The sequence below is a fragment of the Paenibacillus sp. EKM211P genome (genome assembly GCF_011066175.1).
Lineage (GTDB): Bacteria > Bacillota > Bacilli > Paenibacillales > Paenibacillaceae > Paenibacillus > Paenibacillus polymyxa.
The window spans coordinates 311,308-333,034 of sequence record NZ_JAAMNS010000002.1 but is presented as its reverse complement, the minus strand read 5'-3'; the positions used below and the strand labels follow the sequence as shown (position 1 = coordinate 333,034).

Annotated in this window: 18 protein-coding genes; 14 read left to right on the top strand and 4 right to left on the bottom strand. The window is 42.5% G+C overall.

Features of this window, described 5'->3' with window-relative positions; genetic code table 11:
- Positions 1-21: 21 nt before the first annotated feature.
- On the top strand, positions 22-2,814 hold the full coding sequence (locus G9G57_RS04545) for an alpha-mannosidase (RefSeq protein WP_080902333.1): 2,793 nt from the start codon (positions 22-24) through the stop codon (positions 2,812-2,814).
- A 152-nt stretch (positions 2,815-2,966) separates the two neighbouring features.
- Here the strand turns inward: G9G57_RS04545 and G9G57_RS04540 are convergent, their stop codons facing one another.
- Positions 2,967-3,551: an RBBP9/YdeN family alpha/beta hydrolase gene (locus tag G9G57_RS04540; RefSeq protein ID WP_044787653.1), complete on the bottom strand. Its 585-nt coding sequence runs from the start codon at positions 3,549-3,551 to the stop codon at positions 2,967-2,969.
- A gap of 349 nt (positions 3,552-3,900) precedes the next feature.
- Here G9G57_RS04540 and G9G57_RS04535 point away from each other — a divergent pair, with 349 nt between their 5' ends.
- Complete coding sequence (locus tag G9G57_RS04535) at positions 3,901-5,646, top strand: methyl-accepting chemotaxis protein (protein WP_044787652.1); 1,746 nt, start codon at positions 3,901-3,903, stop codon at positions 5,644-5,646.
- A 111-nt stretch (positions 5,647-5,757) separates the two neighbouring features.
- Here G9G57_RS04535 and G9G57_RS04530 read toward each other — a convergent pair whose 3' ends face one another.
- Complete coding sequence (locus G9G57_RS04530; RefSeq protein ID WP_164964546.1) at positions 5,758-6,327, bottom strand: DUF1697 domain-containing protein; 570 nt, start codon at positions 6,325-6,327, stop codon at positions 5,758-5,760.
- 34 nt (positions 6,328-6,361) lie between these two features.
- On the bottom strand, positions 6,362-7,012 hold the full coding sequence (locus G9G57_RS04525; RefSeq protein WP_126665888.1) for a hypothetical protein: 651 nt from the start codon (positions 7,010-7,012) through the stop codon (positions 6,362-6,364).
- A 181-nt stretch (positions 7,013-7,193) separates the two neighbouring features.
- On the opposite strand from G9G57_RS04525, the gene G9G57_RS04520 reads away from it, so the two are divergent.
- From G9G57_RS04520 to G9G57_RS04505, 4 genes are all read left to right on the top strand, one after another.
- Positions 7,194-8,189: a hypothetical protein gene (locus tag G9G57_RS04520; RefSeq protein WP_126665887.1), complete on the top strand. Its 996-nt coding sequence runs from the start codon at positions 7,194-7,196 to the stop codon at positions 8,187-8,189.
- A complete protein-coding gene (locus G9G57_RS04515) occupies positions 8,189-9,277 on the top strand; it encodes a hypothetical protein (protein ID WP_126665886.1) in 1,089 nt (362 codons plus the stop codon). Before G9G57_RS04520 ends, G9G57_RS04515 begins: the two co-directional genes overlap by 1 nt.
- A gap of 83 nt (positions 9,278-9,360) precedes the next feature.
- Positions 9,361-10,302 (top strand): ADP-ribosylglycohydrolase family protein, encoded by a 942-nt coding sequence (locus G9G57_RS04510; RefSeq protein WP_164964545.1) that lies wholly within the window; start codon positions 9,361-9,363, stop codon positions 10,300-10,302.
- Positions 10,303-10,514: 212 nt separating this feature from the next.
- Entirely contained in the window at positions 10,515-11,435 is a 921-nt protein-coding gene (locus G9G57_RS04505; RefSeq protein ID WP_126665884.1) for a hypothetical protein, read from the top strand.
- Between the two features lie 43 nt (positions 11,436-11,478).
- Here the strand turns inward: G9G57_RS04505 and G9G57_RS04500 are convergent, their stop codons facing one another.
- Complete coding sequence (locus tag G9G57_RS04500) at positions 11,479-12,048, bottom strand: TerD family protein (RefSeq protein ID WP_123797459.1); 570 nt, start codon at positions 12,046-12,048, stop codon at positions 11,479-11,481.
- 178 nt (positions 12,049-12,226) lie between these two features.
- On the opposite strand from G9G57_RS04500, the gene G9G57_RS04495 reads away from it, so the two are divergent.
- The 8 genes from G9G57_RS04495 (at position 12,227) to G9G57_RS26165 (ending at position 21,720) form a co-directional block, all read left to right on the top strand.
- Positions 12,227-14,614 carry a polyprenyl synthetase family protein gene (locus G9G57_RS04495; protein ID WP_164964544.1) on the top strand — a complete coding sequence of 796 codons (2,388 nt, stop codon included), beginning with the start codon at positions 12,227-12,229 and terminating at the stop codon, positions 14,612-14,614.
- A 135-nt stretch (positions 14,615-14,749) separates the two neighbouring features.
- A complete protein-coding gene (locus tag G9G57_RS04490) occupies positions 14,750-15,289 on the top strand; it encodes a CueP family metal-binding protein (RefSeq protein ID WP_164964543.1) in 540 nt (179 codons plus the stop codon).
- Positions 15,290-15,572: 283 nt separating this feature from the next.
- A complete protein-coding gene (locus tag G9G57_RS04485; protein WP_164964542.1) occupies positions 15,573-17,636 on the top strand; it encodes a methyl-accepting chemotaxis protein in 2,064 nt (687 codons plus the stop codon).
- A 412-nt stretch (positions 17,637-18,048) separates the two neighbouring features.
- Positions 18,049-18,414 carry a hypothetical protein gene (locus G9G57_RS25750; RefSeq protein WP_238799245.1) on the top strand — a complete coding sequence of 122 codons (366 nt, stop codon included), beginning with the start codon at positions 18,049-18,051 and terminating at the stop codon, positions 18,412-18,414.
- Positions 18,415-18,798: 384 nt separating this feature from the next.
- On the top strand, positions 18,799-19,950 hold the full coding sequence (locus tag G9G57_RS04475; protein ID WP_052679211.1) for a Shedu immune nuclease family protein: 1,152 nt from the start codon (positions 18,799-18,801) through the stop codon (positions 19,948-19,950).
- A gap of 159 nt (positions 19,951-20,109) precedes the next feature.
- The gene (locus tag G9G57_RS04470; RefSeq protein ID WP_052679212.1) at positions 20,110-20,436 is read left to right on the top strand and encodes a hypothetical protein; all 327 of its coding nucleotides are present in this window, start codon (positions 20,110-20,112) and stop codon (positions 20,434-20,436) included.
- 148 nt (positions 20,437-20,584) lie between these two features.
- On the top strand, positions 20,585-21,409 hold the full coding sequence (locus G9G57_RS04465; protein WP_052679213.1) for a restriction endonuclease: 825 nt from the start codon (positions 20,585-20,587) through the stop codon (positions 21,407-21,409).
- Between the two features lie 182 nt (positions 21,410-21,591).
- Positions 21,592-21,720: a hypothetical protein gene (locus G9G57_RS26165; protein WP_260846321.1), complete on the top strand. Its 129-nt coding sequence runs from the start codon at positions 21,592-21,594 to the stop codon at positions 21,718-21,720.
- Positions 21,721-21,727 lie beyond the last annotated feature (7 nt).

Here is a 21,727-nt window from a genome sequence, read left to right as displayed (position 1 = left end):
CATACGGTGAGGAGATATGCGATGAGCGAGCAAAGGGATGAATCAATCAACAATCAAGCGATAAGCAGGGAAGTAGACACATACACGGGCAGCAAGAAGACAGCACATATTATTTCGCATACCCACTGGGATCGGGAGTGGTATTTGCCTTATGAGAAGCACCATATGCGCCTGATTAGCCTGATGGATTCTCTGCTGGATAAGCTGGAGCAGGACCCGGATTATAAAAGTTTTTATCTGGACGGGCAGACGATCATTCTAGAGGATTATCTACAGGTTCGGCCCGAGCATAAGAAACGGCTTGAGCAGCATATTCGCAATGGTCGTATTTTTATCGGACCCTGGTACATTTTGCAGGATGCTTTTCTGACCAGCGGCGAAGCCAATGTACGCAATATGCAGATTGGTCACCGCGATGCCGAACGTTACGGCAGTCCGTCCAAGATCGGATACTTCCCCGATACGTTTGGCCTGGTTGGGCAGACTCCGCAGTTCATGCAACAGTCGGGGATAACGAATGTTTTCTTCGGAAGGGGCGTAAAGCCGACAGGGTTTAACAATACAGTGTCGGATAGAGGCTACGAGTCCTCCTTTTCGGAACTGTTATGGACGGGGCCAGACGGATCAGAGGTACTCGGTATTTTATTCGCCAACTGGTATTCCAACGGCAATGAGGTTCCTGTAGATGAGGCGGAAGCCAAAATGTATTGGAAGCGTAAACTGGATGATGCGCAAAAATATGCTTCAACGGGCGAGCTGCTGTTCATGAACGGTTGCGACCATCAGCCTTTACAGCTTGATTTACCGGAGGCAGTCCGTACGGCACAGAAGCTTTATCCAAATATCGAGTTTGTTCATTCCAATTTCAACGATTATCTGACTTCTCTGAAACGGACTTCCCAAAGGCAACTCTCGTCAGTGAAGGGAGAGCTTCGGAGTCAGCGCACGGACGGCTGGGGAACGCTGGTGAATACGGCTTCTGCTCGGGTGTATTTGAAACAGATGAACCAGTTGGGACAAGTGATGCTGGAAAAAGTGGCAGAGCCGCTTGCGACCATCGCGCATCTGCTGGGGCAGGCTTATCCTCACCATTTGTTCACCTATGCCTGGAAAACACTGATGCAGAACCATCCGCATGACAGTATTTGCGGCTGTAGTGTGGACGAGGTGCACCGTGAGATGGTGACCCGGTTCGATAAGAGCCGTCATGTAGCCGAGAGCATTGTGGATGAAAGCATTGAGGTCATTGCGCAAACCGTGGATACGACGGACTTCAATCGCTTTGGAGCAGATGCGTTGCCACTCGTGATTTTTAATACGTCAGGCTGGGAACGCAGTGGTGTAGTGTCGGCAGAACTAGAAGTGGTGCGTCTGTACTTCCGCGAAGGATACACGCTTGAGGAGGCTGCTCATCAAGCGAAGAACGTGGATCTTTCCGGGCGCATACTGGTGGACAGTGAAGGGAGTCCGGTGGCATGCAAGATGGAGGACCTCGGGCTACAGTTCGGTTATGATTTGCCGGATGACCGATTCCGCCAGCCTTACATGTCTCGTCGGGTTCGCCTTACCTTTGAGGTTGAACGTGTGCCCCTGCTAGGCTTAAAAACCTATGCTTGGCTGAGAAGTAGTGTCGAGACGGACTCCTCTTCCCTCTTTCATGGCAGTCGAAGTATGGAAAATGATCTGCTTCACGTCGAAATTTCGGATAACGGTTCTTTTACCCTGACAGATAAGCGTACAGCCCGTAGCTACAAGGGCCTTGGCGTATATGAAAATGTGGGTGATATCGGCAACGAGTATATGTTCAGACAGCCCGAGGGAGAGCAGGCGCTGACCACCGAAGATTTGATCGCTGACATTCGCGTGCTTGAAGATACACCTTTTCTGGCATCCATGGAGATTATTCATCATTGGGAAATACCGGCTTCCGCTGATGAAACGCTGGAGCAGGAGCAGCGAGAACTAGTTTATTATCCGTACCGCAAGGCTCAGCGCTCCTGGCAGACCGTTCCGCTGACGATACGGACCGTCATTTCTTTATCTAGGAACAGCAGAGGGGTTTCCATGGAAACCACCTTTAACAACCAGGCCAAGGATCACCGTCTTCGTGCTCTGTTTCCGACAGATATAGTTTCTGGTGAGCATCGGGTGGACTCGATGTTTGAAATTGCAATCCGGGACAATGAACCTGCACCTGAGTGGGAAAACCCAAGCAACACACAGCATCAGCAGGCGTTTGTGGATGTAAGCGGGGAACAGGCGGGTCTAACCGTAGCCAATCTCGGGTTGAATGAATATGAAATCATGCGTGATGGTCGTAACACGATTGCAATAACGCTGCTTCGCTCAGTTGGCGAGCTGGGGGATTGGGGATGGTTCCCGACGCCGGAAGCGCAGTGCCCAGGTGAGCACACCGCTCGTCTGGAAATCATTCCACATGATGGCGACGGTATTCAGTCCGGCTCGTATACAGAAGCCTATCAATACCAAATTCCTTGGATTGTAAAACAAACGGGGATTCATGCGGGTACAGTTGCTCCAGATTATGCTCCGTTTGATTGGCAAAGCACGGAGCTTGCCTTTTCCTCTATGAAAATGAATGAGCTGTCGGGGGATGTGCTGTTACGCTGGTACAATATGAGCAATAGTATAGCCGAATTAATTATCAAGCCCGGGCCGCAGCAGTACGATTTTTATAAAAGTAATGTCCTTGAAGAACAAGGAGAAGACATCGTAATGGATTCTGCTAATGAGTTGCTTCAGTCTGTAAAGCCGCATGAAATTATTACACTAGGTTTTAAAATGAAGACTTAACAATAAAGAGAAGAAGGCCATAGCAAATGATAATAAACCCCGATGGAATAACTTATCATCGGGGCTTGTTATCATATTGCTAAAAGTAAATAGTAGCTAGGTTTACGGATTCAATCCGCGTTGCTTTTTTGACACAAGGCTCTCCTGACATGCTACTCATTTGCATTCATCATCTCAAGTAACACTTGATATACCACCGGTAAGGTGGTAAAACCGTCACTTTGCAAAAAGTGCCCCCCATGATCTACTTCGTGAAAATCAGCCTGCATATCTTCCGCTAGTTTCTTACTAAGTGCAAAGGGGACAATCGTATCGTCCTTTGAAGCTATAGCTGCACGTGCCTTTAGTGAATCCATAATTTGCTGATCATCCAACTGGTCAATTGTAAACTCATCTAATGATGGTAGGCTTGGCACTGGGTCAGTAAAACCGGAAACGAACACGGCGCCCCCCAGCGGTTCCGAGATATTTACTTGCTGCAGGTACCTTAATATGGATACACATCCCAAGCTATGACCAATAAAATAGGTGTCTTTATGTAGAACTTTAATATTTTGCAATAGATACTCAATCCACTCATTAAGCTTGGGCGCTTGCGAGTTGGGCATTTCTAGTATATCTACCGAAACCCCATCTTCCTGTAATTTGTCTTGTAACCAAGGAAACCAATGATCTGCTGGCGAAGCGGTGTATCCATGGATTATATATACTTGCTTTTGATTTTGTATGTTTGTCACAATACGTTCTCTCCCATCATCCAGTGTTTAGAACTTAATTTGCATATGTGCCTCACTTCATGCAGGCATTCCCCTCTAGTTTACCAAACTCCCCATGCTTATAAGTACTAAAATTGTGCATTTACGTAGCAAGTCCATGTATAAATTTGCCTGTTATAATATTCATTATTTTTGCAGTACTGTAATTTGACTTATAAATTTAAGCGCTTTCTACCGATATATATAGCATCACGTTTTGTAATCTACTTCATATTGTTGTTTGGAGGGCAGCATCAGGGGGGGATCGGAGTACTCGTGAAAGTTGAGAGCAGCGTGAACTATTAACCACAGACGAGCTGGAGGGGTTTGGATGAGTAACAAGCTATCAGACAGGACAAAAAAAGGAAAAGGTTTTAGAGATGTAAAGGTTACGACAACGATGATCTCCATGATTGTGATCAGCTTGGTGGGTTTGCTCATTGTATCGTTGGTAGGGGTTATCGGTATGTATCAAGCTAAAGAGGGTCAAGGTATTTTGTATGTGGATCGCTTTCAACACCAAACCAATATTCTTGAAGTCAAAAGTGATTTCTACAATATGCGGGCCAATTATACAAAAATACTCGACAATAAAGAGTATACAGATAAACAGTATAAGCAGGTACAGAAAGGAAAGGATAGTGTTACAACCGGGCTAAATGAATTTTCACAAAGGACATTGGATGCAAAGGAACAGAAATTGTATGAGGAACTAAGAGGCAGTATAGACACGTATTTTCAGGATATTGAACAGATCATGGCCGTCAAAAAAAATACTGGAACCTATGACACAGAAGAGAGAGGTCGGATTAATAAATCTAGTACGGCCATAGTTACGATGCTGACTACCATTTCAGATTATAACAATGAGCAATCCGCCAACCTATATCAAAATACACAAAATGAGATTAAAATGCGCACAATTGTGTTGATCACGGTTCTCGCTCTCGTGCTGGCTGTTCTGATCACAATCTCCTTTGTGGCCATTCAAAACATTCGTTCTCGGATGAGCACCATTACGAAATACTGTGAAGAAATTACCCAAGGCAATTTAACGGCAGCCCTTGATCCAGCCTTGCTCAAAGGAAATAATGAGATCGCTGTCATTGCTCGTGCTATTCAGCAAATGACAGATTCAACCTCAATGGTCATTACGGGAGTGATCAATGAGTCGCGCCAAATTAACCAGCTTAGCGATCAGACGAATCTGAATATGACAGATCTCAATGAACGGATTCGCGATGTATCCGCCACGGTCGAACAGCTGTCAGCAGCTATGGAGGAGACTTCAGCATACACCGAAAATATGAATCATTCTGCGGATGAAATGCAGCGGGCAGCAGAGTACATCTCAGTCAAAGCTCAAGAAAGAGCTCAGTCTGCCTATGATACAAGCGTAAAGGCCGAAACGTTGAAGCAGGCGGCTAGTCAATCCAATAAAGCGGCCAAGGAAATTTACCAGAAGGCTAATGCAAAGATGACAGAAGCATTAGAACGAGCCAAGGCAGTAGATCAAATTCGTATACTTTCTCAGTCTATCTTGGAAATTACGGCACAAACCAATTTGCTGGCCCTAAATGCATCTATTGAAGCGGCTCGTGCCGGTGAGTCAGGTCGAGGGTTTGCGGTTGTAGCTAATGAGATTCGTAAGTTGGCAGACGGCTCCAAACACGCGGTAGACCAAATTCAGAGTGTTACTCAAGAGGTTGTGCAGTCTGTAGAAAATCTGACTACCAATGCCGAAGAATTACTGCACTTCCTGCAAACCCAGGTGGGCAAGGATTATCAGCTGCTTGAGGACACAGCGGGACAATATTACACTGATGCTGTTGAGCATACGAACACAGTCAATGATTTGAACGCCACCTCTAAGCAGGTAAATGAAACCATCCAAACCATGGTGAGAGCGATCCATGAGATTGCAACCGCCAGCGAGCAGTCTGCTATATCTACTCAGCACATTGCTGAGAATATGGTGTCATCAACGGAAAAATCTCGTGAAGTGGCACACCAGTCTGATCAGGTGAAGGAAAGCGCAGCTCGACTGAATGAGCTGGTCGAAGGCTTTAAAATTTAACGAGGACCATACGGTGATGGGTATTTAAATGAAGGACGAAGAAAAACAGTTGGGAGCCGTAAGAAGGCTCCCTTTTTGAGCAGACTCTACTAGATTGCTTTCGTCATCCAGTCAGGAGTCCAAATCTCGTAACTCTTCCTGTTCAGCCATTTGCATCAGCTTATAAATCTGCCGGGTTGTGTTCACATTCCGCACCGTCATATGCTGATACAGCTTGGTGCCGACTAATTTCGTTAACCCGCTTTTTGTGACTTGTTCCTTGCTGACAGAAAACAAAATCGCCCCGGGCGTATACATGACGTGCCCAATTCCCGGTTTCAAAGGAAGCTTGTCCAGAACGGTAATATCGTTAATTTCATCCCACAGAAACATTACGTCACTTTTCATCTGTGTATCATTAGCCCATTCATCCGGCAGTGCCTCCATAATGCTCTGAATCTCCTTCATATTACGGACGATGACACGGATGGGTAAGCTAAAATCCTCCAGAATCGCCTGTTCCAGTACGAGCGATAGCTCCTGGTTGGACCGCTCCTGACTGGAAAATATGATATTTCCAGAATTGATGTAAGTCGTCACATGCCCCATACCTGCATGTTCAAACGTTTGCTTGAGCTTCTTCATCTCGATCTTGTTGTTGCCGCCGACATTGATGCCCCGCAGTAATGCGATATAGATCATAAAAAGCCCCACCTCTCTTTAACAAATAGGATTTCTAACAGAAGGATAGGTATTTCAGCAAATACGTGGTTTGGTTCTCGCCCAGTAAGTGATGCAGCAATGGTTTTACGTGCTCGATATATGCTGCTTTGGTTTCGTATGTATCTTCATCTACCAATTCTCCCTTAAAGGTACAGGCACCTTCAATCAGGATGGAAAGAGCCGTAAAGAAGTTAGCTAAAGAGTCGGCAACCTGCTGCGCTGCGCCACCTTCAATTGCAGCATATACAGGAGAATCGGGTGCGCTAGTATCGACAATGAGTGGATCGTCATTAAACGTGGCAATTACAACATGATGGGAGGGCCACGAAGAAGACTCTTGGACAAGCTCACCAGACGTAACGAAGCGATACCCCAGCTGTTGGCGATATAAATGTTCTGGTGCGACAAAAAAGAGAACTGCGGCATCCCCAACTTCAACTGCCGCGTTTTTTAATTTGTGTGTTCCCGCTGGCTTGGCATCGATCATTTCATAGTGGCTATACATGTACGCAAGCTCAGGAGATAGAGGAATCCGACTGTCCCAGCAATCTGTTATACTCTCTGAACGGGGCTGGATATCGTGGTCTTGGAACAGCCCGTAGGCTTCATTATACAAGTTTTGCTGGTGTACAAACCGGGTAAGCGCTTCATTTAACTGTTTCATAGGTGTGTATTCCTTTCTAATCGTAGGCTATGGTCTCTGACATAACGTTTCATTTCTAGTATAAAGATATCATAATATAGAAAAGAAGAACATATGTTTCTGTATTTATGCCGCCTTGCCAGTTGATCCTGATTAATTTTACAATATAGGAGTTCGAAAATAAGGTGCAAGGAGGAGAGAAATGTCATTTTCTAAAATATACGATTACAAATTAAGAGCCTATTTTAATGAGCGTATTTTTGATTTGAATCATGAAGATCTATTTTATTCCTATCCTGATCAAGAGCAAAATTTAAGAATATTAACTCTGAATATAAATGAGCAGGATCATATTTCTTTAGTGCGATGGCATGATTTATTTGACAGGTCGCTATTTACAAAAATGGATCATCCCATTCTAAGCGTAACGGATGCTGAACGTCTGATTCGATTGCTTGCGCTTATTTTTAACATGTTTGATATACATAAAGATGTTGCTTATTGCAGAAAAAACTTATGTTGTGTTTATTATCAATATCAAGTTTCACATCTAGCAGAGAGAGGGAATGAATTCTCACTTACTCAGGATAGGCTATTTTTTCTTCACCTTCTCTTATTTGAATTGGGTTTAGGAGATGACATTTATGATCGTCTAACGATTGAAAATAATAAGATACTGTACAGTATGGAAGACGGACAGCAGTATGATTTGCACATTCTAATTGATATTTTGCATGAGCATATTAACAAAAATATGATGGATATGGATACCCGAGCAACGCTGAGAAAAATAAAAAATTTGCAAGGCCAGTTGGTCAACTTCATCTTGGGCAGTCATGATGTATATGATTTTCCGTATGATGATTTCAACAAGTCGTTTGCAGAAGCAACGATATTTATACAAGCCTATAACTCTAATAAAAATAGGGCATTAGAGGTGCTGATCGACTGTATCAATGAGCATCAATCTCCAACAGAGCAGCTCATCTCCAATATGATCTTGATGAATTACTCCTATTTTGTTCTCAAAAGTAATCCTAGCGAAATTACATATTTTAAATTATTCTGCAAGAAAAAACCGGGAGTTTTTATGAAAGTATTGACTGCATTGCTTGAACTCGGATTTTTTGTCGATAATACTATCTTCGCAAATGCGGGTATACCTTATGATTTATCCAGAGTAAAAGGGGTTAAATAATGCCGTTCTCTCACGTTTCTTTACCTGATTTACCATCGTCTATCGGACGCCTTACGGCCATTCATCCTGTAAAAGGTGGCTCTCAGGGCAGCATAACCCTGCTAGCACTAAACACACAAGCAGAACTGTGGAGGCTAGAGCTGTATTCTGGTAACGCAGAATTATGTACACGTATTTGTATCCCTGATTTTAATCCCATGCAACCTGTCCAAATGGTGACCAGTCCCAACGGCAAGTACGTAGCGATCTCCAATCGTTTTGGTAGGCATGCAGCAGTGTATGATTTAGTCCATGCACAAGAAAAAATGCAATTATCACGGGACGACTACCACTCCGATAAAAGTATGTTCCCTCTGGCATTTGCTCATCGAGATGGTGCATGTATTCTTGTTCATGGGACGGAATGGAATCGGCTGGATCTGACGGATGTAGAAACCGGGAGGCTTTTGACAGCAAGACCTAGCCCTGTTTATAACAACGAAAGCAAAGATGAGCATTATCTAGATTATTTTCATGGGAGGCTGCTGGCTTCTCCAGAGGGAAAGTGGATTGCGGATACGGGATGGGTATGGGCTCCCTTGGGGGTGGTTCGAACTTGGTCGCTATCCGATTGGCTGCTGAACCCATGGGAATCGGAAAATGGTCCGTCAGTTCGCCATCTTTGGCAAACCATAGATTGGGATGGGCCAATATGCTGGACAGGACCTGATACATTGGCGGTATGGGGACAGATGGATGCCGATTTACTGGAGGAGGAAGATTGGGGAGAGGAAGGAGTGGAACCGGCGGTTGTCCTATTCGATATGACTCAGCCTGGGTACCGACGTGTGCTTTCTGCCATCCCCCCTCTAAATTGTAAGCCTGATGAATACGGGATTTACCCATATCCCCAAGCGGATATGTCTGTTTCCGGCGACCGATTATTCTTGTGGGGAAAAGGAGTTCCGCTTCAGGTATGGCGGCTTTCAAGCGGTGTGCGTGAATATGAAGATACGGAGCGATTTCTACTCATTTACCATCAAGAGGCAGGAATTTTCATTGAATTAAATCCAGATAGCGGTTGTACAGCCTTGAGCTACGACGAATAAATGGCGTACCGGATATTCTTCCTTCCTAGTGATATGGAAATATATGCATTAGTTATAACAATTACAAAGGAGTGTACATCAAAATGGCACTGATCAAGGATTGTTTTTATGGATGTCTCGCTGGACTAGCCGTAGGTGATGCTTTGGGAACCACAGTAGAATTTAGCAGTCCAGGCACATTCGAACCTGTAACGGATATTGTAGGCGGTGGTGTATTTGGGTTGAAGGCAGGGCAGTGGACAGACGATACGTCTATGGCGCTCTGTTTGGCCGAGAGCATGGTGCGAAAAGATAGCTTTGATCCAGCAGACCAAATGCGCCGTTACACCAATTGGTATCACCTGGGATATATGAGCAGTACGGGAACGTGCTTTGATATCGGTGGTGCGACGAGAGCAGCACTGCATCGCTTCGAGGCCACTGGAGAGGCGTATAGCGGGTCCGTTGACCCCATGACTGCTGGTAATGGTTCGATTATGAGGCTTGCACCTGTCGCCATGGCCTATGCGAACCGCCCGGAAGAAGCTGTAATGTACGCCGAGCTGAGCTCGCGCACCACCCATGGAGCAGTCGAAAGTGTGGAGGCCTGTGCCGTGCTTGCTTCAATCCTTGTGGCAGGTCTGCGGGGAGCGGACAAAGAATCCATGTTATCACCCGACGTCTGCTATAAGTGGCGGCGGCAGGAACAGTCAGCTTATTCGGCAGCCATTGAAGAAATCATTCAGGGATCTTACAAGCATAAGGAGCCGCCTGAAATCCAAGGAAGCGGTTATGTTGTTCGTTCCCTTGAGGCTGCGCTGTGGGCATTTCACCATTCGGCTTCATTTGAAGAAGGGGCACTGCTGGCCGTAAATCTGGGAGATGACGCAGATACGACCGGAGCAGTGTACGGCCAGATTGCAGGGGCTTATTACGGGCTAAGCAGTATCCCGGATCACTGGCGCGAGAAGCTGGCAATGAAAGAGACGATTGATGAGCTGACTGAGGCTTTATGGCAGAAGGCCGACAAGGGCCAGACACTCTAAGGGGAACATCTATAAAGATCAAGCTGGGTTGCTTTTCTTATGAAGCAGAGCCCAGCTTTTTTGGTTCGCTATATTTTGCCGATGACTCATCTCTTGGGATTACTACCCATATCGCCATACTTCCACCCTCCTCAGTTACTTGTCGTTATGACAAAATGAAATCCAATACAAATAAAACTTCACTTTACTGATCTCTCAGAGGAGGAACTACATTGTCACATCTAGATAAACAGCTTCATTCATTTGTCGATATTTCCAATAATATAGAAGGGTTTGAGATCGTTTCGACCCAATTTGGTCCTGATGGACGCGTGTATATTTTGCTCATTGATAAAGTCCCAGAACGAGTACGGGGGATGTTCCCGCCTTCCTCTCTTAAAGAGAGACGTATTTACAAGATACTCATTATAGATGATCACATTCAAGAGGTGTGTTTGGAGGGGCAGCAGTTCAACTATCATTATGTACAGCCTCTACAAGATTATTTGTTACTCGTCGGAGCACGATGCCATTATTACGGACCTGATCAATACGATCTAAATGGTAAAATTATTGATTATGAAGGTCGTACTGTGAATGAACTACTGCTTGGAGACGGTATCCAGAGTGTTCAGGTTACAAAAGAAGGTACGATCTGGACCAGTTATTTTGATGAAGGTATATTCGGGAATTATGGTTGGAATGAGCCTGTGGGGTCCTCCGGCCTTGTCGCCTGGAATAAAGAGGGACACAAAATATATGAGAACCAAGCGGCAGACATTCATGATTGCTATGCTTTGAACGTGGTTAGCGAACAGGAAATCTGGTTTTACTACTATTCAGACTTTTCATTAGGGCATATTTCCGGTAGCGACCGTACGAATATTACGTTTATGAATCCGAGGATTTCCGGCTGCTCCGGGGTGGCTACAGATGGGTATCACTTTTTGTTCGACGGCGGGTATGGCAAGAATGGACAATATGTCCTGAAAAAGAATGTGAAGCCAGGCAGCTTGAGCAAAGGACAACACATTCGCTTTTTAAATGACGATCAAAAGTTCCTTCAGCCGCACGAACGGGATTTTAGAAAAGACCGTCTGCTGCTCCGTGAAGGTTCTATGCTGTACCAGGTGGCTGTTGAAGAGATAGTATAAAAACCCACGTCAGACGTGGGTTTTTCCTTAACACCAAAAATACTTATTCATACGTTTTGACAAGATCATTCAGGGAGGTAATGGTGCTGCCTTCCCCAATAGCACCAAATTTCCACTCCCCTCCATAGCGGTATACTTCACCTACACGGATGCTACACATCCCTTTATAGTCCTCTGTCAAATTGTATCGGAGAATCTCTTCATCTTGCGACGCATCCAATACTCGAATATAAGCATTGTTCACCATACTGAAATCCTTACGTCTACCAAAGCTGAAAAAACGGAATATATTCACAATAAATACGACTCTATGCACTTCAGGTGGTAGTTGTTGAAGGGATACAGTAATGACTTCATCATCACCGGCACCATGTCCTGTCAAGTTGTCACCACTATGTACGACGGCCCCGCAAGGGCTATTTTTGTTTCCGAAATATACTAGATTTTTCGTCTGGGTTAGCTTGCCGTTCTCATTAAGAAGCAGCGCTGACGCATCAATATCCATGCTTCTACCCCTCATAGGGTCCCATCCAAGCCCTACTTTCAGCACGGATAAGTGTGGATTATTTTTGGTTAGGTCTACCTTCTGTCCTTTAACTAGACTAATACTCAACGTTATGCCTCCCTATCATTATTTTTGTTCTACTCTGAAATTGTAGCATATATATAGAAGGATATAATCTATTCGTAACTTCACAGATTTTTTTCCGTATAAAGATAAAAACATGATCCAAATTCGTTCCCTTAGGGAGAAATGCAACCATGTTTAAACAAAATGAGAAGTTGAGGTAATGCATCATATGAATGAAAAATTTCGAGCCGATACAGGATACCAGCTGGCTGAGCAGAAGGCGCTCCAGTATTTTGCATCACTCTATAATCAGGTCAAGGATAAGACTTATGTGACTTCTCTTACAGAAGATATCCATATATGGAAAAGGAATCATATCCGTCCTTCTTCATGGTTATCCTTCATTTCGCGGAATAAGAGAAAGCCGGATACTCGGGATTATGACAGATATATTCAATGGCTGAGTTACACGGGGAAGTTAGATGAATATCTGAAGCGGAGTGTCTCTTATATTTACATGAGGGATCTAGGCAAGGCTCTAGATTCTGCACACACACAGACCCGGATTCAGCGCGTTATTGCTGACGTGAAAAGATATTTGCTTCACCCTACCCGTGCTAACAGAAGAAATCAACCGGAATTTATGAATATAGCCGGGGTGTATCGGTGGTCTCAAAAGGAAGGGATCGAAGCCACTGTAATTTGGCTAATCAACAAGCTTAACTCTGTATCTTCTCATATTCCTGAGGAAATGGATGCAGAGCACGCTCAGCGCAAACTGATTAAAATCATCATTGGGGTTATTCTGCATGTGATGGAAGAAATGGACGAAGCCGTGCCACCTGTTGAGCGTTCGCGCAGACTGGATGAAGCGATTAGGCTTGGGTATTCCTATGGGCTGACCTACCCTTTTATTGATGATCTTCTCGATTCTCAGCTGTTGACCGTTCAAGAGAAAGAACAATACTCCCATATGATACGTACCGCGCTTCTTACCGGATCTGTGCCAGAGCTGGGCGACTGGACTGGCGAGCATATGAAGTTTATTCGCTATATCCATTCGGAGCTCTCGGATGCTTTTGAGTATATTAAGGCACATCAGCGGTCAGACACACAGCAAACCTTTTTCGAGCAGTCCTACGTTTTCTTTCATTCTCAAGATATCGATCGGGATAAGGATCTAGCGAAAGCCAATTACACCAATGAAGAACTTTATATACCCGTGATTTTAAAATCTGCTTCTTCCCGCTTGATTGTCCGTTCCGTGATAAGTGCTCCTGAGGATGAAGGGTTTGAGCAACGAACATTCTATTACGGTATCTACAACCAGCTTGCTGATGATTTTGCGGATATGGCTGACGATATGAGAGACGGTGCAGTAACACCCTATACCTATTATCTAAAATATCATCAGCAAAGATCGGATTTGATCAATCCCTTCGAACTATACTGGGCGGTCATTTCTAATTTGATCCATAACGTGTATCATTCCGATGCCACGGCTCGCGAGGTGATACTGGACCGTGCAATAAATGGACTCAAACGTTATAAAGAACGGGTAGGTGCAGAAAAGTACAATGAAATAATGGAAATTTTTGCATCTGGAAATCCGGAATTCAATCGTCTCATTCAGAAGATGGTGGGCAAAGCGGAGGATGTAGATTTCTTCGATAAGCTGCTTCGTGACCAGATGATTACCCATTTGAAAAACGATTCGAGGGAAAAGGAAGACTTTATGAATACGGTCAAAACCGTCCGGGACCAGATTAACAACCAATTGAAAATAACCAAGCCTTCTGGGATCGAGGCCATGAAAGAACAGCTTATTGATGCTGCCAATTATAGTCTTGAGGGGGATGGGAAAAGGATACGTCCTATTTTGACTTGGGTCATGGGCGTAAATGAATATGGTTTAGACGCTTCGGCAATCGTACCTCTTCTGCGATCATTGGAATATATGCATACAGCCTCCCTGATTTTTGATGATTTGCCTTCCCAGGATAACGCGTCTACCCGTAGAGGGCGTCAGACATTACATCAGGTGCACAATAGCGCTACTGCGGAATTAACCGGACTATATCTGATCCAGAAGGCCATCGGGGAGCAAGCATCACTGAGTCAGTTCAACGCTGAGACTGTGCTTGCCTTGATCCAATACTCGGCCCGTAAGGCAGAGGATATGTGTATGGGTCAGGCGATGGATCTGGATTCCAAAGGAAAGGCTTTGACCTTGGAGCAGCTGAATATGATGTGCTTTTACAAAACAGGAGTGGCGTTCGAGGCTTGTCTCGTTATGCCAGCCATGCTCGCACAGGCCGAGGAATCAGAGATTGCCGCTTTGCAGAAATTCGCCTATCATATGGGGATTGCTTTCCAGATCAAAGATGATTTGCTTGATGTGGAAGGAGATACGCTCTTACTTGGAAAACCTGTGGGTCAGGATTCAGATAACAATAATTCAAATTTTGTGTCCATCCTTGGCTACGAAGGTGCCAGTAAAGAGATGTGGGAGCACTACTGCCTTGCCATGGAAGCATTAAAAGAGGTGCCCCGCAATATCTCTTTTTTGAAGCACTTAATGAATTATATTGTGAAACGGGACCGTTAAAAAGAGTTGTGTCCCAGATATGTCTGAATAAACAAGCAAAGATGTGAATATCTGGTGACTTCAGTACCGTATTTTATCCGTTATGGGGCGTTCTCCCTTATAATGATTTAAAACGGACAAGGAGATGAACTCCAGATGAAAAAAGGAATCTTGGTCGCTTCAGGGTTGGTTGTTGCGGCATTGGGCACGTATCTGATTACTGGAAATTTTCAGAAAGAAGGAGCGGACAAGCTCGGGACAACAGATATCAAGCAATTGGTGCATGATTTCAGCGCAGGCAAGGCAACAGCCCAATCCGCTTCCATTAATTCCAGTCAGTTGATGGTCACAGGGGACAATAACCAGACCATAAATTATGATTTGCCTGACAACGAGTTTTTTGTTTCGATTGCGCCATATGTAGAAGAGACCCACCCTTGTGCAACTCATAGTCTAACCGGTTGCCAAGGCGAAATAAAAAATGGGGCGTTCAATGTGACCGTTCACGACTCCGAAGGGAATATCATCATGGAGAATGCTGCCATGAAATCACAACCCAATGGTTTTATTGATCTATGGCTGCCAAGAGACAAAACCTACCGCATTAGCGTGAATCATGAAGGTAAAACGGCCCAAACGGAATTCTCTACATATGAAAAAGACGATACATGTATTACAACGATGCAGTTGGGTTAACAATAGAGAATAAAGAGGTTGAGCTTACTTGATTGCTCGTACACTTTAAGTCCGCATAACCCTGCGTGTTTATAACTTTTAGTAAAGAGCCTGCGTCTGACGGAGGCTCTTTGTGCTGCCCTAATTTTTTGCTAGAGTTACCGAACAGGTTGGGAAGAAATCTATGAGGAATCAGATAGCAAAACTTTAAATTGTGTATACTAAAAACCTATTCAAACAGCTGCAAACTTCCGACATATTATCTAAGAGCTTTTTGCTCAATATTCCTCGGGGAGATGGCAGCATGTCACAAAATATGAAGAAGCGCGTATTCAGATCATCCAGCATCGCCAACACATTGGCCATGGTCTTGTTAGTTATTATCGTTGTCGTCTTTGCAACCTTGGGGACGTTCATCTATGCAAGCACGCAAAGCATGCTTGTCAAGCAGCAAGAGGCCATGCTCCAGACCAAGACGCAGGCCACTGTCAGTCAATTTGACGCGTTATTTAAGGAAAAGGGCTCGCTAGTCAAGCAAATGTCAACCAACACTTTATTTAGACAATATATAGAAACCACCGAATCAGCAGAGATGGTGAAAACTTCCCCACATGCTGAGGCAACCCAAGCGACTCTGGCAGCGATTGTCAAGGAAGAGCCATCTTTTGCCGACGCATGGATTGCAGGAATACACGGTAAAGGCTTCTTTCTACAAAATGATGGTGCTGCTTCCAAGCCGGATTTCGATATCCATTCGCGTCCGTACTTCAAGCCAGCTGTTGAAGCAGACGGTTTGTACTACTCAGAACCCTATAAGGACGTCAATACAGGGAATGTGGTCATGGGCATCTTCTATCCGATCAAAGATAGCAGCAACCAATTAATCGGATTTGCAGCTGTCGATATTGCCTTCAAAGACATCCCTGCCGTTATGCAAAGCTATTCGCTTGGAAGCACAGGTTATTCGATTCTTGCATCCAAAACAGGTGATATTTTGTATCACCCTGATCAAAATAAAGTGCTGAAAGAAAAGATTACCGAAAGCACAGGTGATCTTGGCGAGATCGGTAAGAAAATGATTGCTGGCGAGTCTGGAGTACAGCTCATTAATGATAATGGCGAACGTCGCTACATTGGGTATGCAACCAGTAAAGATACGGGATGGTCCGTAGGCTTAACCATTTCTGAACAAGAGGCGCTCTCAGAATTAAGAACCTTTACCTGGATTACGATTGGCGGTTTTGTCGCAGCCACTATTCTGTTGGTTGTAATCTGTTATATAACGCTCCGTTATCTATTAAGAGCAATCCCGAAATTGCTTGCCAAAATCAAACTGATTGAAAATGGAGATTTGACCATTCCGTTTGATACGAATTCCCATAACGAAATCGGGCAAATTTCTCAAGGGGTTCACAATATGGTTCAAAAAATTCAAGGCATGCTCCAAATGGTGGGCGGCTCAGCTCAAGTCTTGAATCAGTCTTCAAATGATTTGCAATCCATTTCTTCCAGAACCGCAATTACGATGAACGATACTGCGACAGCAATTAATGAAATTGCCAATGCGACAAACTACCAATCCATCGAGACGGATAATATTTTACAAAAAACCGGAGCCTTATCCGGCCAAATTGACGAAATTGCCAATGATGCCAAAACCATCGAAACGATGGTGCAAACCTCGGCCGAACAAAGTGGACAAGGGCTTACAGTAGTAGATCAGCTATCCAAATGGGCGGAAGAAAATCATAATTCCACACAAGCGATGTCGGCTATTATTCAGGATATTGATCTGAGCCGTCATGAGATTTCGGGCATCGTGGATACGGTCAACCAAATTGCCACACAAACCAACCTGCTGGCGCTCAATGCTTCTATTGAAGCTGCGCGTGCAGGAGAACAGGGCAAAGGGTTTGCTGTGGTTGCCGGAGAGGTTCGCAAGCTGGCTGAGCAGACGGCGCTGGCGACACAGGAAATCTACAAGAAGGTCCGTGTCATCGAAGAAAAAACCAGTGTATCGGTTGAGCACACCGTTCATGGTCTGAAAATCGCAGAAGAAAACGCGAGATCGGTAGAGGACACGAAGCAAGTGTTCTTTAGCATTAACAAGGATTTGGAAGATTTGAAATTGCGAATGATCCAGATCAGCACCAACACCTCCAAAGTCCACAAGCACAAAGATGAGATTTTGCAGGCGCTGGAGATCATCTCTTCCACCACAGAAGAGAATTCCGCTTCAACCGAAGAGGTCAGCGCCAGCACGCAGGAACAATTGGAGAGCTTCGAACAAGTTGCTGAACTATCCAAACAATTAAACCAATTGTCCAATAAGCTTCAAGACGAATTAAAACAGTTCAAGGTTGAGTAGCAAGTCTACTAGGCATGATTTTGACTTATATACAGCAAAGCCCGCGATCAGCGCGGGCTTTTTAGCGGCTTATCTTATTTTCTTGATAAAATAATCAGGCTATTCTTTTGTTTTTTCGGTGATGTGACGGAGGAACTGGACAAGTAAAGGCAAGACACTTTATGATGACGAAAATTGGACTTAATGGATCAAAAATTCACTCTGAAAGAATCAGGGACTTAAGATGAATATCCATCTTAAGTCCCTTTTTTTGTGTAAAATTAGATTTCCAATTTTTTGAACCGCTGATATACTAAGGAGACAAGGGGGGACAGCAGCAAGACGATTAAAGCATACATATCGCAAACGGAACGTTTTTTTGCAAGATTGCAAGGGACCGAAGCAAGCATAAATGATGCGACGGTGCAAAAATATGCGTTGGCGCTGCTCGAAACACGCTTATGTTAACCAAGCGATCAGCGCGCTGAAATTTTACTTTCGCCATGTGCTAAAGCAGCCCAAATCCGCCGCCTATGTTCGTCCGAAAAAGGAGAGTAAACTGCCAGATGTGCTGTCCCTGAATGAGGTTATGCGTCTGTTGAAAGCAGTGAAAAATCCAAAGCATAAGGCTATTCTGTACCTGACGTATACATCCGGGCTGCGGGTAAGCGAAGTGGTGAGGTATATTATTGACCGGGAGGAGGTTAAGTTAATTTCTAGTTCACTGCTAAAGCAGTATATTAAATTGCTAACGGACAGAGTAATGGTTTTAGAAAAGATACATTGTATAGAATTTTAAAAATTATTGCTCCTAAATTTGATTGGAAGAGTGATTATAGCACTAATTGGGATCAAGTTGCTAAGTACAAAGAACATATTGGTAATATAATTACATAAAATTCATTATATGGATTGTTTTGATTCCCAATTACGAAACGCTCTGAAATAGAATCAATGTTTAAAGAAGACGCTAAATTTAGGGATATAGTTGTGGTCGGGAAAAGTGAATCATATTGGTTGAAGAATTCACATGACCAAAAATTCGATGAAATTTATTGTGACTAAAATGATGAAAGAAGGCTCAGACAACAAACACCCCAGCCTTAGATGCTTAGACTGGGGTGTTTCGTGAATACAGAAATGTTAGCTGAAATTGCTCAAAGAGTGAGGGGGAAATCATCAAGTGTACGAAATTATTTACGAAAATAATATTACTTATCTGAAAATTGAAAGTGATATAAAATTACCTGTTCAAAGCTTTGATACCAAAGATGATTTTGGTAATACCATATTTATGACAAATTCGGAAATTGATAATTATAAAATTGATTATCATGATATAGCTAAGTCTAAAATATCCCATTTCCCTGATTCAATATTAATATTAATAAAATTATTGGAAGTAAAGTTAGTAGAGACAAGCAAATTAAGCTTGTTGCCCTATCCTTTTAATGACTGGGTTGCTTTTTTGAAAAAAGATAATTCATTTTCGGTTATTTATATTTCTAGTTTACATAATAATAATGAAAATAGTTATAAGAAATGGAGTCCCGACTACTTTCATACTCAGTTATTGAAGATGAGTGATAAGAAGAAAATAAGTTCATGGATATTTGGTGAAGATGGGACATTGTTTGAACCTGGAACTTGCATAATAAAGATAGATACTGAACAGTCTGAAACAATAGAAAGTTGCATTGAAGAAACAATAACTGCATTAAAGGACATTCTTTTTACTGCAGAAGCATCTATGTCAGGTTTATCAAAAGCTTACGAAATTTTGAACACGTGGTATGAGAACCAAGATAATTCTTCCGAAGAGTTTTGGCAGAATTTCCTATCAGAACATTCTTGGGTAATATCCCAGGCTTTTTCACTCCCGTTAATTCTATTCAAAGATAAAGTTTATATGGGAGGGAAAGGATTAGATAACACAAACGGACAGATTATAGATTTTGTATACAAAAATGATTACACGAATAATTTGACATTGATTGAGATTAAAACACCTATTACTAAATTAATAGGTAGTAAATATCGCAATGTTTATTCGTTATCGAATGAATTATCTGGTGCTGTTAACCAACTCTTAAGTTATAAAGATCGAATTCTTAAAGACTATTATTCTACAAGGCATAATACAAGTGAAATTTTTAGTCTTTATAATCCAAAATGTTTATTAATTATAGGTTTGATAGAATCCTTAAATCAAGAAGAGAGAGTTAGTTTCGAGTTATTTAGGAATGAATTGAAATCAGTTGAGATTATTACTTTTGATGAGATTTTTAAGAAAGTTGATTATCTTTTAAAACTTTCAATTGTTGATTCTGTCTAGTAGTAAAGTTTGGAGTAATAGCAGTGAAGTTTTATTATTTTATACATTTTCCCCATTTATTGATGATTACTGGTATTGAAGATAAGCTAGAATTATGGAGTAGAAAATATTACAGTAATCAAGTGCAATATATGGAACTCGTGGCAGAACGTCAATAGATTGTATAACGGAATTGATGGTGAAATTGGGATTGAGTCGGAATTCAATAAGCTATATAGGGAAACGAATATAGAAACAACAAAGCTGGACTTTATTCAAGCTTTTGAGATTGAAGCGAATAATGAACTAATTAATACGTTGAATAAGTTACTAAAACTGAAGGAAAGAAAGGTATTGAAATATGAAAGTATATGTCCAACAGCATTAGTAATTAGAAATGCTTCTCCTATTTTTGGTATGAGTGATTTTATAAGAGACAAGGAATTAATTTACAAAGCAAGTGTTTATAAAAGTGTTTGGTTCATATCGAAAGATATAAAATTATAATAACTGGTTAATGAAAGACATTTTGAAACTTTAATCGAAGAAGTGTGGCACAACAGATAACATAATATTCAAGCTGCGACTCGATGGAGCCTGGGTCTGCGGGAAGAATTTCGAAGAGGCATTTCAGCAGACAACCCCTTTGGGGTTCATGAATACAGGAACGTTAGCTGAAATTACTAAAAATAAAAAGGAGATTAAGATGTTTAAATTCAAAAAGAATATAAAAAACGATGGAAAGACTTTTGAAGGATTAGTTCAATATGTATACCAATCATTACTCTATATCGAAGGGAAAGATATTAAAGTTGAACGAGATGTAAAGGTTAGAGGTAAGTCTGGATCAACTCATCAAATTGATGCTTATTACGAATTTACACTTGCTGGTGTGAAACATAGAGTAGCAATTGAATGTAAAAATCATAAAAGACCTATAACAAAGGGCAATGTTCAGGAGTTTTACGGAAAGCTAAGCGATTTAGATAATTGCGTTGGAATCATGGTTTCATCGAGTGGTTTCCAGGAAGGAGCACCCTTATTTGCAAAACAATTTAATATTGAACTAATATCTCTAGGAGAATTACCGTTGCTTGCAAAGGTAGCCTCTGCCCATATAAGTGTTATGTTGCCTGATGAAAAAGTTGTGGGACAACCATTTTGGACAATAATGGAGAACCATGATGGAAATGTTACAGGTACATATATTACATATAGTTTCGAAGGTGAGAATGGAATTCTATTGTTTTCATCAAAAAAGACTGCCTTAGATGTTTCAAATGATATTGGCGGAGTTGTAAGAGGGGTAACACAACAGCTACTGAAGGTTCTGATATCTTTGTCAAAGTATCAAAAAAAGAACTTTTTTTATTTTCTGTATGATAAGCAATTAATTTATAAATTGACACCTCAAGACTTAGAGGAAATGTATTTAATAGAATATATTGAAGGTGATTCGAGCAGGGGCAACATCAGCTAACATAAATATTTGCGCTTCGGGCCATTCGGCCCTTGATCCGGCAGCTATTCTTTGAGAAGTAGTGGCAGCCGGACATATCCATTACCCTATGATAAAAGCTATCTCAGGGTAATGGACGTCGCAATATAAGAACGTTATCTGAAATTCATAAAGTAAAGTCTATGAAGGAGTAATTTTGTCTGATGGAATACGACAAAAAACAAGTTGATATAGATAATATTAAAGTTAAACCTATTACTAAAAGTAACATAAATATTGGGGTTAGAACTTTATTGCAATTAAACCTAAAAAAAGAGCGAATGATAAAGTGACAACGGT

Coding starts and splice junctions, on each gene's coding strand:
- G9G57_RS04545 (WP_080902333.1), top strand. CDS start 22: ATGAGCGAGCAAAGGGATGAATCAATCAACAATCAAGCGATAAGCAGG.
- G9G57_RS04535 (WP_044787652.1), top strand. CDS start 3,901: ATGAGTAACAAGCTATCAGACAGGACAAAAAAAGGAAAAGGTTTTAGA.
- G9G57_RS04530 (WP_164964546.1), bottom strand. CDS start 6,327: ATGATCTATATCGCATTACTGCGGGGCATCAATGTCGGCGGCAACAAC.
- G9G57_RS04525 (WP_126665888.1), bottom strand. CDS start 7,012: ATGAAACAGTTAAATGAAGCGCTTACCCGGTTTGTACACCAGCAAAAC.
- G9G57_RS04520 (WP_126665887.1), top strand. CDS start 7,194: ATGTCATTTTCTAAAATATACGATTACAAATTAAGAGCCTATTTTAAT.
- G9G57_RS04515 (WP_126665886.1), top strand. CDS start 8,189: ATGCCGTTCTCTCACGTTTCTTTACCTGATTTACCATCGTCTATCGGA.
- G9G57_RS04510 (WP_164964545.1), top strand. CDS start 9,361: ATGGCACTGATCAAGGATTGTTTTTATGGATGTCTCGCTGGACTAGCC.
- G9G57_RS04495 (WP_164964544.1), top strand. CDS start 12,227: ATGCATCATATGAATGAAAAATTTCGAGCCGATACAGGATACCAGCTG.
- G9G57_RS04490 (WP_164964543.1), top strand. CDS start 14,750: ATGAAAAAAGGAATCTTGGTCGCTTCAGGGTTGGTTGTTGCGGCATTG.
- G9G57_RS04485 (WP_164964542.1), top strand. CDS start 15,573: ATGTCACAAAATATGAAGAAGCGCGTATTCAGATCATCCAGCATCGCC.
- G9G57_RS25750 (WP_238799245.1), top strand. CDS start 18,049: ATGCGTTGGCGCTGCTCGAAACACGCTTATGTTAACCAAGCGATCAGC.
- G9G57_RS04465 (WP_052679213.1), top strand. CDS start 20,585: ATGAATACAGGAACGTTAGCTGAAATTACTAAAAATAAAAAGGAGATT.
- G9G57_RS26165 (WP_260846321.1), top strand. CDS start 21,592: ATGGAATACGACAAAAAACAAGTTGATATAGATAATATTAAAGTTAAA.